13 protein-coding genes are annotated in these 14,194 nt (G+C 66.8%); 4 read left to right on the forward strand and 9 right to left on the reverse strand.

Going from position 1 to position 14,194, the window contains the following annotated elements:
• Positions 1-260: 260 nt before the first annotated feature.
• Entirely contained in the window at positions 261-1,388 is a 1,128-nt protein-coding gene (gene dinB / locus LK535_RS13495) for a DNA polymerase IV (RefSeq protein ID WP_227772447.1), read from the forward strand.
• A gap of 29 nt (positions 1,389-1,417) precedes the next feature.
• Here dinB and LK535_RS13500 read toward each other — a convergent pair whose 3' ends face one another.
• Both LK535_RS13500 and LK535_RS13505 read right to left on the reverse strand, forming a co-directional pair.
• A complete protein-coding gene (locus tag LK535_RS13500; protein WP_227772448.1) occupies positions 1,418-1,591 on the reverse strand; it encodes a hypothetical protein in 174 nt (57 codons plus the stop codon).
• Between the two features lie 145 nt (positions 1,592-1,736).
• Positions 1,737-2,093, reverse strand: coding sequence for a DUF2200 domain-containing protein (locus tag LK535_RS13505; RefSeq protein ID WP_227772449.1), 357 nt, complete (start codon positions 2,091-2,093; stop codon positions 1,737-1,739).
• Between the two features lie 176 nt (positions 2,094-2,269).
• Between LK535_RS13505 and LK535_RS13510 the strand changes: the two genes are divergently transcribed.
• A complete protein-coding gene (locus LK535_RS13510; RefSeq protein WP_227772450.1) occupies positions 2,270-2,617 on the forward strand; it encodes a hypothetical protein in 348 nt (115 codons plus the stop codon).
• Positions 2,618-2,675: 58 nt separating this feature from the next.
• Here the strand turns inward: LK535_RS13510 and LK535_RS13515 are convergent, their stop codons facing one another.
• The 7 genes from LK535_RS13515 to LK535_RS13545 form a co-directional block, all read right to left on the reverse strand.
• Positions 2,676-4,004, reverse strand: a complete 1,329-nt coding sequence (locus tag LK535_RS13515) for a histidine-type phosphatase (protein WP_227772451.1) — start codon at positions 4,002-4,004, stop codon at positions 2,676-2,678.
• 119 nt (positions 4,005-4,123) lie between these two features.
• Positions 4,124-4,756 carry a response regulator gene (locus LK535_RS13520; protein ID WP_227772452.1) on the reverse strand — a complete coding sequence of 211 codons (633 nt, stop codon included), beginning with the start codon at positions 4,754-4,756 and terminating at the stop codon, positions 4,124-4,126.
• Positions 4,753-6,402, reverse strand: a complete 1,650-nt coding sequence (locus LK535_RS13525) for a sensor histidine kinase (RefSeq protein WP_227772453.1) — start codon at positions 6,400-6,402, stop codon at positions 4,753-4,755. Before LK535_RS13525 ends, LK535_RS13520 begins: the two co-directional genes overlap by 4 nt.
• Positions 6,403-6,684: 282 nt before the next feature.
• Positions 6,685-7,659, reverse strand: coding sequence for a hypothetical protein (locus LK535_RS13530; protein WP_227772454.1), 975 nt, complete (start codon positions 7,657-7,659; stop codon positions 6,685-6,687).
• Positions 7,649-10,354 carry a fimbria/pilus outer membrane usher protein gene (locus tag LK535_RS13535; protein ID WP_227772455.1) on the reverse strand — a complete coding sequence of 902 codons (2,706 nt, stop codon included), beginning with the start codon at positions 10,352-10,354 and terminating at the stop codon, positions 7,649-7,651. The genes LK535_RS13530 and LK535_RS13535 overlap by 11 nt, the downstream gene beginning before the upstream one ends.
• A 3-nt stretch (positions 10,355-10,357) precedes the next feature.
• Positions 10,358-11,119 (reverse strand): fimbria/pilus periplasmic chaperone, encoded by a 762-nt coding sequence (locus tag LK535_RS13540; RefSeq protein ID WP_227772456.1) that lies wholly within the window; start codon positions 11,117-11,119, stop codon positions 10,358-10,360.
• Between the two features lie 113 nt (positions 11,120-11,232).
• Positions 11,233-11,763: a hypothetical protein gene (locus LK535_RS13545; RefSeq protein WP_227772457.1), complete on the reverse strand. Its 531-nt coding sequence runs from the start codon at positions 11,761-11,763 to the stop codon at positions 11,233-11,235.
• Between the two features lie 413 nt (positions 11,764-12,176).
• Between LK535_RS13545 and LK535_RS13550 the strand changes: the two genes are divergently transcribed.
• Entirely contained in the window at positions 12,177-12,860 is a 684-nt protein-coding gene (locus tag LK535_RS13550; protein ID WP_227772458.1) for a helix-turn-helix transcriptional regulator, read from the forward strand.
• Positions 12,861-12,991: 131 nt separating this feature from the next.
• Entirely contained in the window at positions 12,992-14,191 is a 1,200-nt protein-coding gene (locus LK535_RS13555; RefSeq protein ID WP_227772459.1) for an AAA family ATPase, read from the forward strand.
• The last annotated feature ends 3 nt before the right edge of the window (positions 14,192-14,194 follow it).

The following is a 14,194-nucleotide window of genomic DNA, read 5'->3' on the forward strand; positions in this document are numbered from 1 at the left end:
TCCATCTCGCCGGATCCTTTCATCCGGCCTTTTCGCGGCACCGGGCCGGTCGTGTACCCGGCGTTGCATCCGCCATTGTCACAGCGCGGCACCGCCGTGGTCGTTCCACGGTCTAGCATCCGAATGCTTCCGCTATGCGTCAGCCCGGCATTGTGCCGGGCCGGTCGGCGCGACGAGCGGAGCGCCGCCACGGCAGCGGCGCGCGAACGCTCGCGAGATCGGCTGTTCCGTTTCCGTTCTCGCGCTGCTACAGGCCCGGCATGGAAGATGGATCGATTCGCAAGATCATCCATGTCGACATGGACGCCTTCTTTGCGTCGGTGGAGCAGCGCGATAACCCTGACCTGCGCGGGCGGCCGGTCGCCGTCGGCCATGCCGCGGCGCGCGGCGTGGTGGCCGCCGCAAGCTACGAAGCGCGCGCCTTTGGCGTCCGCTCCGCCTTGCCCTCGGTCACGGCGCTGCGCCGCTGTCCGGACCTGATCTTCGTTCGGCCGCGCTTCGACGTGTACAAGGCCGTTTCGCGCCAGATCCACGCCATCTTCGCCGAATATACCTCGCTCATCCAGCCGCTGTCGCTGGATGAGGCCTATCTGGACGTGACCGAGAACCGCGCCGGCCTCCCAACGGCCTGGGCGACGGCCAAGGCGATCCGCGCGCGCATCCTGGAAGAAACGGGGCTCACCGCGTCTGCCGGCATTTCTTACAACAAGTTCCTGGCCAAGCTTGCCTCGGACCATCGCAAGCCAAACGGCCAGTTCGCGGTCACCCCCGATATGGGGCCGGCCTGGGTGGAAACGCTCCCCGTTGCCCGCTTCCACGGCGTCGGTCCGGTGACGGCGGCGAAGATGAAGCGGCTGGGGATCGAAACGGGCGCGGACCTGCGCGCGAAGTCATTCGCGTTTCTGGAACAGCATTTCGGCAGTTCCGCCGGCTGGTACCACGCCATTGCGCGGGCGGAGGATCATCGCCCGGTGAACCCGAACCGGGTGCGCAAGTCATCGGGATCCGAAACCACCTTCAACCGCGACCTGACCGAGCCGGCCGAGATCGAGGCCGGCGTGCTGCGCATGGCGGACGATGTGTGGGAATGGTGCGAAAAGGCCCAGGCGTTCGGCCGCACCGTGACCGTGAAGATCAAATTCCAGAATTTCCGGCAAATCACCCGCAGCCGCAGCCACGCCAGCGCGGTGGCCGATCAGGCCGTGCTTCGCCAGGCCAGTCTCGATCTTGTCCGGTCGATCTACCCGCCGGAAACCGGGATCCGCCTGGTCGGCGTCACCGTGTCGAATTTCGACGTGCCGGCGCCCGAAGCCGCGCCTGCCTTGCCGCTGTTCGGCGCCGCACCTGCCCCCCTGCCGGCGGCGCATCGCGCGGCGGATGGCGGCTGATCGCAGCCGCCTGTCCGACGTGGGTCCGGTTAATTGCGCATCAGCGGCGTGGACCAGAAACCGTTGATTTCGTGGCGGCGGCGCATTCGATCCGCCTCTTCCAGAAGCCGCATCGCCTCCATCAGCGTCGAGGCATTGCGTGCCTCCTGCTCCAGTTCGCGCCACCGTTCGGTTTTGGGCGCGTTGCGAAACGCCAGGTCCATCGCGGTTCTCCACTCCCCTCAAGGAACAGATCTTGTTCGATTCGGATCAATCCATCAATTACATGGGTAAGGTCTAAGTAAGTACCCGTATCGGGTTATCCCAGCTTGGGATCGCCGCCCGGGAGTCTAGCCGAAATAGTTGCCTTTACTCTCCTGTTCGTAAGATCTTGTGCATCGGTCGTCCTTTGGCAAGTTCATCGACCAATTTGTCGGCGTAACGTATTTCCCGCACGACTGGATCCCCGATGGTTTCGATCCGCACCCCGCAAATCGTGCCGGTGATCAGCGAGCGGGCGGCGTTTGGCGCCGGCGCCGTGGCGAAAAACGTGGCGAAGTCCACGTCTGTGGCGAGTTGCTCCGCCAGCGACTGTTGGCTGTGGCCGGTCAGCCAGCACAGGATCTCGTCCACCTCCGCCTTGGTGCGCCCTTTCTTCTGCGCCTTGGCCACATAGAGCGGGTACACGCTCGCCACGCTCACCGTTTCGATTCGCCGCCGGCTCATCTGCGTCTCCGTTTTTTCCCACGATCGATGGTGCCATGACGCGTGTCAGCGGCAAGGCCCCGATCACGTCGCCGCGAACATAGTGACGGCAGATCGCAGCGCCGCTATTCTTCGCGTCGGCCGCAAGGCTGTCCCACACAGCTTCGCGCGCATCGTTCACATGGGGCGACGCGATCATGACCGACTTCGACGCCATCCACGGCCGGTTACGCCAGATCATGCTGGATGCCGCCCAGGGGCTCGCCATCGTCACGGATGAACCGGGCAATCTCATCGTCCACGAAACAGCCGTGGATGAACACACCGGCAATCCGCGCTGGTTCGGCACGGTGACGACCAAGAAGAGCTACGTCGCCTATCACCTGATCCCGCTGTACGAGCACCCCGCCCTCGCCGCCGAGCTGTCGGGTGCGCTGTCCAAGCGGCGGCAGGGAAAGACCTGCTTCAACTTCAAGAAAGCGGACGAGGCATTGTTCGACGAGTTGCTGGCATTGTCGCGGCGCGCCCGCAGCGCCATCGACTGACGGCATCGCGCAGGCAGGAAACACGCACGCAGCAAGCACGCGCAGGGGCGGGTGCGTGTCAGTCTCCCGTGGTTCCCGGCTGACGTTTGGCCGCGGTCAGAAGCGCCTGGAACTCCGCATGGCTGCACAGGCCCGCTGCCCGCTCCGATGCGCAGGGCAGCGGCAACGTCATGAGGTACAGATCCCCCTGACCCACCGCGGCGAGCGCGCGGATCTGCTCCAGCGACTGGCCGCGGTAGAAAGCGGCGACATGCGCCTGTCCGGCGGGATCGCGTACCCGTGCAAAGCCAAGCCCCGAACCGAACGCCGGGTAATCGCGCGCGAAGCCGGGCACTTGCCAGTGCAGACCCAGCTCGCCCGCCAGGCTGGCGATGGTGCCGTCATGTCCGACGATCACGGTCAGCCGCGCCTTGTCCCCGCCATCCAGCGCCGCCGCCATGCGCCGCTTGAGCAAGGGCGTTTCCAGCGTGGAAAGATAGGGCGGCCGCGTCGTGATCTCATAAGGGCGGTGCACCAGTTCGGAGAGAGCGGTGATGTCGCCCGCCGTCGCCCGGCCCCATCCCACCCGCGCCATCGGCCAGCCATCGGCATATTGCAGCAGCAGCGCCCCCGCCGCCTCCGATGCCGCCGCAATCCCGCCGTTCAGCCGTGGCGGCCGTGCCAAGCTGGCCGGCTGCAGCGAGGAGGGCGCGTGGATGCCGCAGTCACTCGCGACCTTTCCGCACAACACGGTGTTCAGCCGCGCCACCAGCGGCTGCGCCTCGCGATCCCATCGCCCCAGCCCTGCCGGCCCGATCGCCGCATTGGCCGCTTCATCGGCCTTGGCCGGCGAGAAGACCAGATTGCCCCAGGCGCCGGAGGGAAACAGCGGATCCCGCTCGCCCTGCGGCCGGTGCTGCGCAACCACGCCGCAGCCCGGCGCGACGGCAGCCGCATAGACCTGCGCCGTGCGGATCGTCCGCTGGAAGCTGTTGGCCATGACGTTGAGCGCACCGGCTTCGGGACAGCCGCTCGCGGGGATCACCCCATAAGCGCTCAACCATTCGCGGTCAGCCGCGGCGAGGCGCGCGATCGCCGCGGCGCCATGCTCGGTTAGCGCGCCCGGCTCGCCCGCCCATGTCGGCCACGGCTGCGGCATCTTGCCGAATGCGGGCGTCGGGCGATCCGGCGAGCGAACACCATGGCGCATCAGCAGCACGACGCGCTCCACCTGCCACCCACGCGGCAAATGAAGCCGCCCGGCGCCAGCGTCCTGCAGCGCGTTCGGCCGCTCCTGCGCCTTTCGTGCGGGTTCCTGCGCGCTCGCATGCCCCTGCGCCGTCGCTGCACCACCGGCGAGCAGACCGATGCCCGCGATTGCCGCCGCGACCCGCCGCTGCATCTTCATCATGCCACCTTCACCCCGGCCCGCCCGTTCACGTCGGGGATCGCGATAGCCAGAGGCGCATCGCGGATGCAATCGCGCGGGTCGTCGCTGCGCTCGCGCGGCAGGGTCCGGCTACGCCCTCAGCCCTTGTTCTTGCGCGCGAACATGATCGCCACGGCGGTGCGATTGTTCACGTACAGCTTGGAATAGATCCGGTTCAGATGGGTCTTCACCGTCCCCTCGCCGATGCTGAGCGCGCTGGCGATTTCGCGGTTGGTGCGCCCATCGGTGATCAACTGGGTGATCTCCCGCTCGCGGGGGGTCAGTTCGGCGATCGGATCGGGCGCCTCGCGAAACGCGGAAGCGCGCGCGATTGCCGGCTGCACGATTTCCGACGGCAGCCAGCGCGCGCCACCGAAAACCTGCTGCAACACCTGGGTCAGCGTTTCCGGCGCCGCTTCCTTGAGCACGATGCCGGCAACGCTTGCGGACAGCGCCTGTACCACCTGAAGATCGCTGATACAGGCGGTGAGCAGGACGACGCGCACCGGCCATTGCTCCCGGTTCACGCGCTGCAGCACCTCCAGCCCTGACAAGCGCGGCAGCGCGAGGTCGATCACCGCAACGTCCGGCCGGCAAGCGGCGATCATGCCCAACGCCTCCATGCCATCGGCGGCGCAGCCCACCAGCTCCATGTCCGGCTCGGCAGCGATCAGATCCGCCAGCCCGCGCAGCAGCAGCGGGTGATCGTCGCACAGCATCACCCGGATCATGCCGCCAGCCTCACGAGCGGCAAGGTGATGCTGAGCGCCAGCCCCGTGCCCTGGCGCGCCACCGCGAGCGATCCGCCCAGCTCCTCCACCCGCTTGCCGATCGAGGCGGGATAAGGAACCGGTCCGGTGCCGCCGCCCGACCCGTCATCCGCGATGCTGACGAACAGCGCGTCGCGCGCCCGTTCGAACAATACCTCCACCCGGCGAGCGCCGCCGTGCCGCGCGGCGTTGGCGGTGGCTTCGGACAGCACAAGGCACATCTCCGCGGCGATCGCCTCGTCCACGGTCAGGTTCGGCGGGCGTACTTCCAGTGTCACCCGGCACGTCCATTGCTCGCCCAGCGGCGCGACGAACATCTGCAGCTGATCGGCCAGCAACTGCCGCCTGGTCGATGTCTGGCGCGTGTCGCTGACCAGACGGCGGATCCGCCCCTGGATCGCTTGAAGCTGGTTGCGCATCCGCCCCAGCGCGCCGCTCTCCCCCCCATCCCCCGGCGCTGTCCCCACCGCCTTTTCGCGCGTGGCGGCATCAAGCTGGATCACCGCCGCGGTCAGATCCTGCAGCACGCTGTCGTGCAGGTCCCGCGCCAGCCGCACGCGCTCGCGCAGCGAGGCGGCGGAGGCGAATTCCTGCACCAGCGCATATTGCTCCAGCTCGATGGCGATGCGCGACGCGACGATCCGCATCAGCAGGCTCATGTCGCTTTCGCGCCAATGCGGGTTCGCCACCAGCACTGCGCCGCTGAACCGGATGGTGTCGAACCGCGACACGAATACCGCCCGCCAGTGATCAGCAACCGGCCCCGCTGACGCCGCCAGGCGCCCGTGCAGCTCCGCCCGCTGCGCCGGCCCGAGTTCGTGCACCGCCCGCTGGCTGGACAGGTCCGTGGCGATATTGCCCCCCGCGAACGTGGGGAGGAAACGATATTGCTGGCCGTCCCAGATTGCGGCGCAATGCATGTCCTGATCAAGATCGCGCCAGATCACGATGATCGCTTCCGATCCCAGCACGCGATTGGCATGGGCCAGCGACGTGGTCAGCCACGGCCGATCCTGTTCGGGCACGATCTCGTGCGGCCAATCCGCCAGTTCGCGCAGACGCGCGCCGCTGCGGCTGCGATAATTGGCGAAATAGCCGAGCAGCAACACGCTGGTCCAGCAGAAGGCCGATCGCATGATCAGCAGGTTCAGTTCGGATTCGCCGTCCGTCAGATCGCCGATGCCCACCAAAATCAGGATCAGCTGCAGGCACGCCGCCACCGTCAGCGTCCCTGCCCAGCTCCAGCGGATCGCCGCCGAGACGAGCATGAACGTGAAGGCGATGAAGAACGGGCTTTCCAGTTCCCCGGTGATGTGCACCAGGATGCCGACCGTGCCGATGTCGGAGGCGGTGCTCAGCACTTGCCAGGTCAGCCGTGAGCGGATGCCGAGCGGCACCAGCAGCAGCACGATCGACAACGCCAGATAGCCCGCCAGCACCCAGTAAGCGATGCCGGCCAGGTTCAGCGGCTGGGTTGGATCCAGATAGATGGCGGTCAGCGCGCAGGTGGCGATCAGCAGCCGCCCGATCCCGATCAGCTGTTCGGGATCCGCATCGAACATCGCGTGGTGGATGTTGGCAGCGGGCGGAGCGGGCGACGACGACATCATCGTACTTTAGTTCACCCCTGCCGGGCTTCGGCCGCCCTTGCGGCCATCACCCGTTTGCGCCCGCCGCCGCGGCTCCCCCTCCGTGCCGCACGCATTGTCGGCAAGCGAACACGCTCGTTCTGCCATCGGCTGTTCCTTTCCGTCCGACGTTGCCGCCCCAGTCTAGGGCCGGCTCGGCGCGGCGACACTGCTGAACGGTATAGCCTGCGCGTCGCACGGGCGACGCGCGTGGATTACCCCTGCCGGGGGGAGGCGAGCGCCGGCTGGCACGCCCTCCCCTCACCCTTCCGCACGGAAAGTCACCACCAGCTCGTCGCGGTAGGTGCCGGCGGCCGCGCGCGGCTGCGGATCGACGTCGATGCGCAGATCCAGCGCCAGCGGCGTTTCGGGTGTGGTGACGAAACGCTCGACAGTGCCCGCCGCGTCAAGGCTGATCGGTCGGCCGGAGGCGGACAGGCGATAGGGAATGCCCCTCGCGCCGGCCTGGTGGCGAAGCACGCCGCCATTGGCCGACTGAAAGGTCAAAGAAACATCTGCATTGGCCGTCACGTCAAAGCCCAGCGTGCGGGACACCCCGCCCTCCAGGCTGCCGAGATCCACCACCCCGCCCGCCGCCCCCGGCGTGAAATCGCGCGAGGAGACGCTCAGCACCGACGGCACGGCCGTCGTGATCGCCAGCGGCGCCTGCACCACCAGTTCGGGCGCGCCATCGCCTATCCGGTACAGCCGGATCACCGCTTGCCCGACGTAATTGCCGGCCCGCACCACTTGCCCCGGCGGGATCGACACGAACAGCGCCAGGCTCTGCGATCCCAGCCCCTCGCCCGATGCACCCACCAGCCGCGAAAATGTCGTCCCTTGCACATCATCCGACAGCAACGACGGGCCGTTCGGCGATTGCAGCACGTCGAAGCCAAGCCGCCCGCCGCCCGCCGACACCAGGAACGCACCGTCTGCTGGCCGTTCGGCCGTCAGATACCATTGGCACGGCTCGCCATCGTGCAGCACCACCACATCGGTCTGCTCCAGCGTCTCGCCAGCGGTCGGCTCATAGCCGCGCCCGTAAATGCCGCGCCACGCCGCCTGGCCGGCGAGCCTAAGCTCGAGCTGGCAGGGCGCGCCGGTTCCCGGCAATGCGGTGGGAAGCGCGGCCTGTGCGGGCTCCTCCAGCCCGGGCAGCGGCGCTGCGCCCGCTGCCCCCGGCATGGCGCCAAGCAGCCATGCGGCCATCGCCGCGGCCAGCCTATTTCGCATCCTGTGTCTCCCGCATCATGTCCAGCCGGATCGGCGCCTCGATCCGCACTGGGCCGGTGTTTCCGGCGGGCACCTTGATCGTCGTGGTTACGCTGCGCCCGGCGACCGGCACGGTGATTTCATAGGTGGCGCCCTCTTCCAGCCCATCGAGGAAGAAGCGGCCCGATCCGTTGGTGAAGATCAGCTTCGGCTCGATCTCCTTGCCACCGACGCGCCGTGCCTCGCCCGACAGGTACGGCAGCGGCGCGCCCGTGGCATCGGCGAGCACGCCAACCACGGCGGCGGTGCCACCGCCGCTCGCCTGCGCCGGACGCAGCAGATAACCCGAGCGATAACCTGGCTTCAGGTTGAACACGGATCCGGCGCCCGGCGGTGTGCGGTCGCCGCGCTGATCGATCTGGATCGAACGCTCCAGATAGGGTTGCAGGTCGGGAATGACCGCCGCGCCCAGCCAGTCGGTATAAGCGGCGTAGCGGGTATCGGCCGATCCGAAGCCGGTACGCGGCTCCACGGCATAATCACCCTCCTTGGGCGCCTCGACAATGGCGAAACTGTTCACCACCGGGCGGGAGACGGCAAAGGCGCCGTCCGCCATCACCAGCGCGGTGCCGAAGCCGAGCGAGGTGCGCAGGTCGCGGATACCCGGCGCGGCCGTGCGCACCACATCGGCAAAGCCTTCGAACCGATTGCCGACATAGCTGCCGCGCACATATTGCCGGTCCGCCCCGTCGCGCCGCTCCACCCCGGCACTGAGCCCGGTCGCGCCGATGCCCAGCGCCGCGATGCGGTTATATTCCAGCCGTGTCGCATTATCGCGGGTCGAATAGCTGCCGGAGACGGTGCCACGGCCCAGCGGTACGAACAGCGCGACATTGGCACTGAGGCCGCCGTCGCGGCGGGCGCGGACATAATCCAGGCTGGCCGAAACCGTCCCGAACTGCGCCTGATAGGATGCGCCCACCCCCACGAACCAGCGTTCGCCGCCGGCACCCTTGTCGCCAAAATCCCGCAGCCGGTCATAGCCGCCCGACAGTTGCAGCCGTGTGCGGTCGTTCAACCACTGGCCGTAGCGGGCCTGCGAGGAAATCGCGGTGTAATTGCCGCCGAACAGGCCATCGAGCGTGCGGAAGTCGCGCCCGGTCAGCTGGACCTGCGCGTCGAACGATCGGCCGCGCAGCTGATCGGCATCGCGCCACGAATATAGCAGCAGCGCCGATGACGTCGCCAGCGATGGCTGGCGAACGTCGGTGCTTGCCGTCACGAACAGGGAGCCGAACGGCGACGCCCAGGTCACTTCCCCGCCCAGGTTGGTGAACCGCTCGTTTCCCTCGATGCTGCCACCCACGGTCAGCACGTTGTTCACGCCGTATCGGGCATAGCCGAGCACGTTGAAGTCATCGCGATTGTACCGGCGCAGCCCGCCCTCGTCGCGATAGGGGACGCCGGCATTGGCGGAAAACTCGAACATGCCGGGCGCCAGCAGGTCGATGTCGTAAAAGGCGGGAAAGCGGATCGTCTCCACCTCGCCGCTGGCATAGGTGATGCGGATCTCCACATCGTTGGTGGCGGAGGGCAGCAGGGAGAAATCCTGCAGTGAATAGCGCCCGGGCGGCAGCGAAAAGGTCCGCCCGCCCCGCCCGTTGACCAGCACGTCGACGCGCGCCGGACGGTCGATCTCGAAATCGCGCGCGCCGCCGGGGCGAATGTTCAGATAAGGGTCGATGCGATATTCACGGCGCGCCGACAGGCCCATGATGCGGCCGCCACGCTGATAGGAGCGCCGCCCGATCGACAGGTCGCCCAGTTCGTACCGGATCAGCCGGTCGACATCGTCATAGGTGACGCGAAAGTCGCCCCGGCTCCACTTGCGCTCCCCCTGTTCGGCATAGCGAAGCCGCCCCTGCACGGCGACGCCGCCGATGTTCAGCCCCAGATCCGCATCCGTGGCAAAGCCGGAAAAGCCGCTGTCGCCGCGTGTGTTCTGCGCAACCACGTCCATGCCGCCACGAACGGAGGCGTAAGCGGAAACGCCAGCCTGCTCCACAAAGGCCATCTCCGGCCGCGCCCGCGTGCCGCGCATCCGGATCACGCGGGCCGAGCGCATCGCCATCGGCACGCCCACGGTCAGCACCAGCTCGCCCGGATCAAACGCGACCGTGAGGCCGAGTGTGCGCAACGCCGCAAATCCGACCCGCTCACCTTGCCGGGCCAGCGCCTGGAACGCCTCCTTGTGCGCCTCCACCATGATCGGCAGCAGCACTTCGGTGACGAAGGCGCTTTCGATCTGCCCCTCGCCGGCGGGATCGATCATGAACGCCCCGACGGGCGACCCATCCACCACCACGATATAGCGTCCTGCCGCCACCGGCGGACGTTCCTTGCCGAACACGCGGCGGAAGATTTCGTCGGCCGACGGCGTGGCCTCGGCCGGCGCTGCCGGCGCTGCCTGGCCCTGCCCTGTCGCCGCAGCCTGCGTCCTTGATGCCGCCGCGGTCTTCTGCGCCTCCGCTGTGGCGGTTGCCGCCGCCGTCCCCTGCGTCGCAGCGGCTTCAGCTTCCGGCCGCGGTGCCGCGGCGGCGAGTGCTGCCGCCGCCGTTGACCGCCCTGGCGCATGGCTTTGCGCGATCACCATCGAGGGCAGGCTCGCGGTTGCCGAGAGCAGCGCGAGACGCCCGAGCCCAACCAGCCGGGCCACGGCTCAGTTCAGCGTGATATACTGGGTGGATAGCTTGCCGGACAGCGCGTGCCCCTTGAGATCGGCGGGCATGGCGATCCGCACCACGCGCTCGACCCCCGGCAGGATGTTGAGGCCGGAAAGCGATTTCACCGCCTCCCCTTCCAGGCGGTACGGTCTGCCGTCCGCGGTCAGATCCAGCACCGGCTTGTCGAGGATCGCGCGGCTGGTCCCTTCCGATTTGATGCGCAGTTCCAGCTCGTCCGCGCCTTCGGCATTCTTCACCGCCGACACCCCGGTCAGCGTCGCCTTTGCCTGGCGGTTCTCGGGCATGATGTAGAGCGCCGCTTCGTAGCGATAGCGCATGGTGAGATCAGCGGTCAGATCCTTGCGCACCTGCTCCTTGAACTGGATCGGCAGCTGCTCGGTGACGATGCGATAGGCGATTTCCTTCGCAGGCGCCGTGTCGCCGACCCATTGCACGCGAAAGCTCTGCGACGATTTGGGCGGGATCACCATTTGCGGCGGCGAAACGATGATATTGTCGTCGTCGGCGGTCAGCGTGTCGGTGCCGTCCGACTTCTGCGTGCGCTGAAACGCCTTCACCTCGATGGCGATCGGCACGTCATGGGTATTGGTCACCACGGCGGTCTGCGCGGCGCGCGCGCCCGACGGCGTCAGCTGGATGACGATGGGCTTCAGGTCATAGGCGAGCGCTGACGTGCTGGCGCAGGCGGCCATGGCGAAGCCGGCCAGGCCAAGCGCCCGGCGTGAATGGTTGAACATATCGTTTCCCCCGAAAGCGATGGTGCACCGATCGGCCCGGACCCGCGGCACGAAACGGGGGGAAGGGGAGCGACCCCCTCCCCCCAGCCGCGACATCCTAAGACCGGGGGTGCTTAGAAGTTCGCGGCAAGCGTGATGGTCAGCTCGTCCGAATAGGTACCAGCGACTTCGTAGTTCGTCAGACCGTTGAACTGCAGGTCGAGGTTGCCGGTGCGGGTGCCGCCGTTCAGCAGGATGTTGGTCCAGTCGTTGTCGTTCACGATCACGACCGGCGCGTTCTTCATCGCGGCCGAGCTGGTGCTGGTGGCGCCGATGCCCAGGCCAAGGAAGCTGGCTTCGACGTCATAGCGCACGTTGACCGAACCGTTCGATTCGGCGTGACGCATGCCGCCGTTCAGCGACTGCAGCGACACCGTGTAGGGCGAGTTGCAGGCATAAGCGATCGTCAGAACGCCCTGGTTGCCGGTTTCGCTCATGTTGACGTTGTAGGTGCCGCTGCCTTCCGGAAGCAGTTCGCAGTTGCTGGCGACGGTGCCGGACAGCGCCAGCTTGTACTGCTCGGAATCCTTGCCGACCTGTGCCGACGCCGAAGATGCTGCAACCATCGCGATCGCGGCGGCCGAAATAAGAGCGAGAGCCTTCATGATTACCTCCTGTTGGTCATGCTGGGTCTGCAAGTGATGACCTCCCCCCCGACCAGTTTTCGTGGCGCCGTCATGCGCCGTGACTGTTCGGCTGAAGCTGTCTTGCCCCCCGCCAACAAGGTTGCGATCTCAGTGCCTGCGCAACAATCACGCATCGGACGCGCCCGGTGCTCTTCGGAAACCGGTGCTGCGTCCGAGGGTTGGCCAGCGTATCAGAAGACAGGAACGCCGCGTCTTTCGACGGCGCGGCGTGGATTGTTCACGCGATGGACGCGAGAATACTCACAAAGGGGCATCGATGTGCAACTATCGACGCACTCCTACTGACATCTTCGTAAATTGGATAATGTCTGCTTAAGGAAAGATGAACGGGCCGGACGGGGCTGGCCTTGTTCATCAGGAGGGGGTTTTTCATGCAAGACGCGCTGCGCGCGGTGCTGCTGTGCACCAACAGCATTTGGCGGGAAGCCATCGCCGCTGCGCTGAAGCTTCAGAATATTGAGGTTATCGCGTCGGCTGCACCTGCTGACGGTGAAGCTCGCGGGGCAGATGTGGCGCTGGTGGCCGCGGATCTTGATCCCGCCGGGCTCGGCGACGAGGTGGCGGCATTGCCGATCGACAATTGGGTGGTGATCGGCGGTCCGGCGCAGCAATCCCTGGTGGCGCAGCTTCAGGGCGCCGGCCGCAGCGTGTCGCTGGCCTCACCGTCGCTGAACGGGCGTCAGCTAGCCCATGTCGCCGCCCTCGCCGCGCTTGGCCAGCCGACCTGCACCACCCCCGCCCTGTTGCCCGATCAACCCCGCGACAGCGATACGCTGGACCAGGCCGGGCTTGATGACGAACAATGGCAGCTGATGCGCTGCCTGTCGGAAGGGCTGTCGAACAAGGAAATCGCGCGCCTTCATCAAACGTCGGAAGGCGCGGTAAAGGCGCGAATTCGCGTGCTTCTGTCGCGGCTTGGCGTCACCAACCGCACGCAGGCGGCGGTGATCGGGGCGCGCGCCGGCCTGCGGCTGGAGCGCGCCGCGGCCCGTCCCAGGCTAGTGTTCGAGGCGCCGTGCCGCCCCCAGTCATCGCTCTACGCGCTCGCCAGTTGACGCGTTTCGGCACCCTTGGGAGACCAGGGGCACCTTAACTTTAGAACCTTTGCCGTAACGGTCTTGTGCGCTTGAACCATTTCGTGCGATGACCGCGCGAACAAGCTTCAATCGACGCGCGGGGCTCCGGCATGAATGCAATCACCAGCCAGATCGGCGATCTTGCCGAGGCGGGCGAACGGATGATCGAACGCCTGCGGCGCAAGGCGTTTTTGCCCGAAAGCCGCAAGGGGCTCAACGTCCGCTTCGGCATTGCCGAGGCGGCAGCATTGCTCGGCTGCTCCACCAATCGCATCCGCATGGCGGAAGAGGACGGCCGCTTGCCGCCGCCACCGGCCAGCGAGACAGGGCGGCGCCTGGGCTATACCGTGGAGGAGCTGCTCCACATGCGCCAGGTGCTCGGCGCCTCCCCGGCCCGTGCGCCGCTCGACGTGCCGGCGATCATCGCGGTGCAGAACTTCAAGGGCGGCGTCGGCAAGTCCACCGTCACCACCCATCTGGCGCATTATTTCGCAGTGCAGGGCTATCGCGTGCTCGTCGTGGATTGCGACAGCCAGGCGACCACCACCACGCTGTTCGGCTTCAACCCGCATTTCAACATCGCGCGCGAAGAAACGCTTTACCCCTATCTCTCGATCGACCCGACCGAGGCCGATCTCGCTTATGCCGTGAAGCGCACGCCGTGGCCGAACGTAGATCTTATCCCGTCCAACCTCGAATTGTTCGACGTGGAATATGAGCTGGCGGCGGCCGGGTCGAACGGGCAATCGGTGCTCGCTGCCCGTTTTCGCAAGCTTAAACAGGGGCTTATCGACCTCGCCCGCGATTATGACGTGGTGATCCTCGATCCGCCGCCCGCGCTGGGCACGATCAGCCTTGCGGTGATGCAGGCGGCCAATGCGCTGCTCGTGCCGCTGGCGGCCACCACGCCCGACTTCTGCTCCACGGTGCAGTTCCTGTCGATGATGGACCAGGTGCTGCGTCAGCTGGAGGGTGCCGGCATCGCCGTGGATTACAGTTTCGTCCGGCTGATCTGCTCCAAGTTCGACGCCAACGATCCCAGCCACGCGATGGTGCGGGCCATCATGGAGCAGAGCTTCGGCTCTGCCCTGCTCCCCGTCCCGATCCTTGATTCGGCGGAGATCAGCCACGCCGCCCTGCGCATGATGACGGTGTATGAGCTGGAAAAGCCGATCGGCACGCCCAAGACGCACAAAAGGTGCCGCACCAACCTGGATGAAGCACTGGGGCAGATCGAGCAACTGGTCCGTCAGGGCTGGGGCCGGGTGGCGCCCGCGCGCGAAGAGGATGTCATTCATGCCGCGGCCTGATCA

Origin of the sequence: Sphingomonas sp. IC4-52 (genome assembly GCF_020707225.1) — a bacterium.
In the GTDB taxonomy this organism is placed as follows: domain Bacteria; phylum Pseudomonadota; class Alphaproteobacteria; order Sphingomonadales; family Sphingomonadaceae; genus Sphingomonas.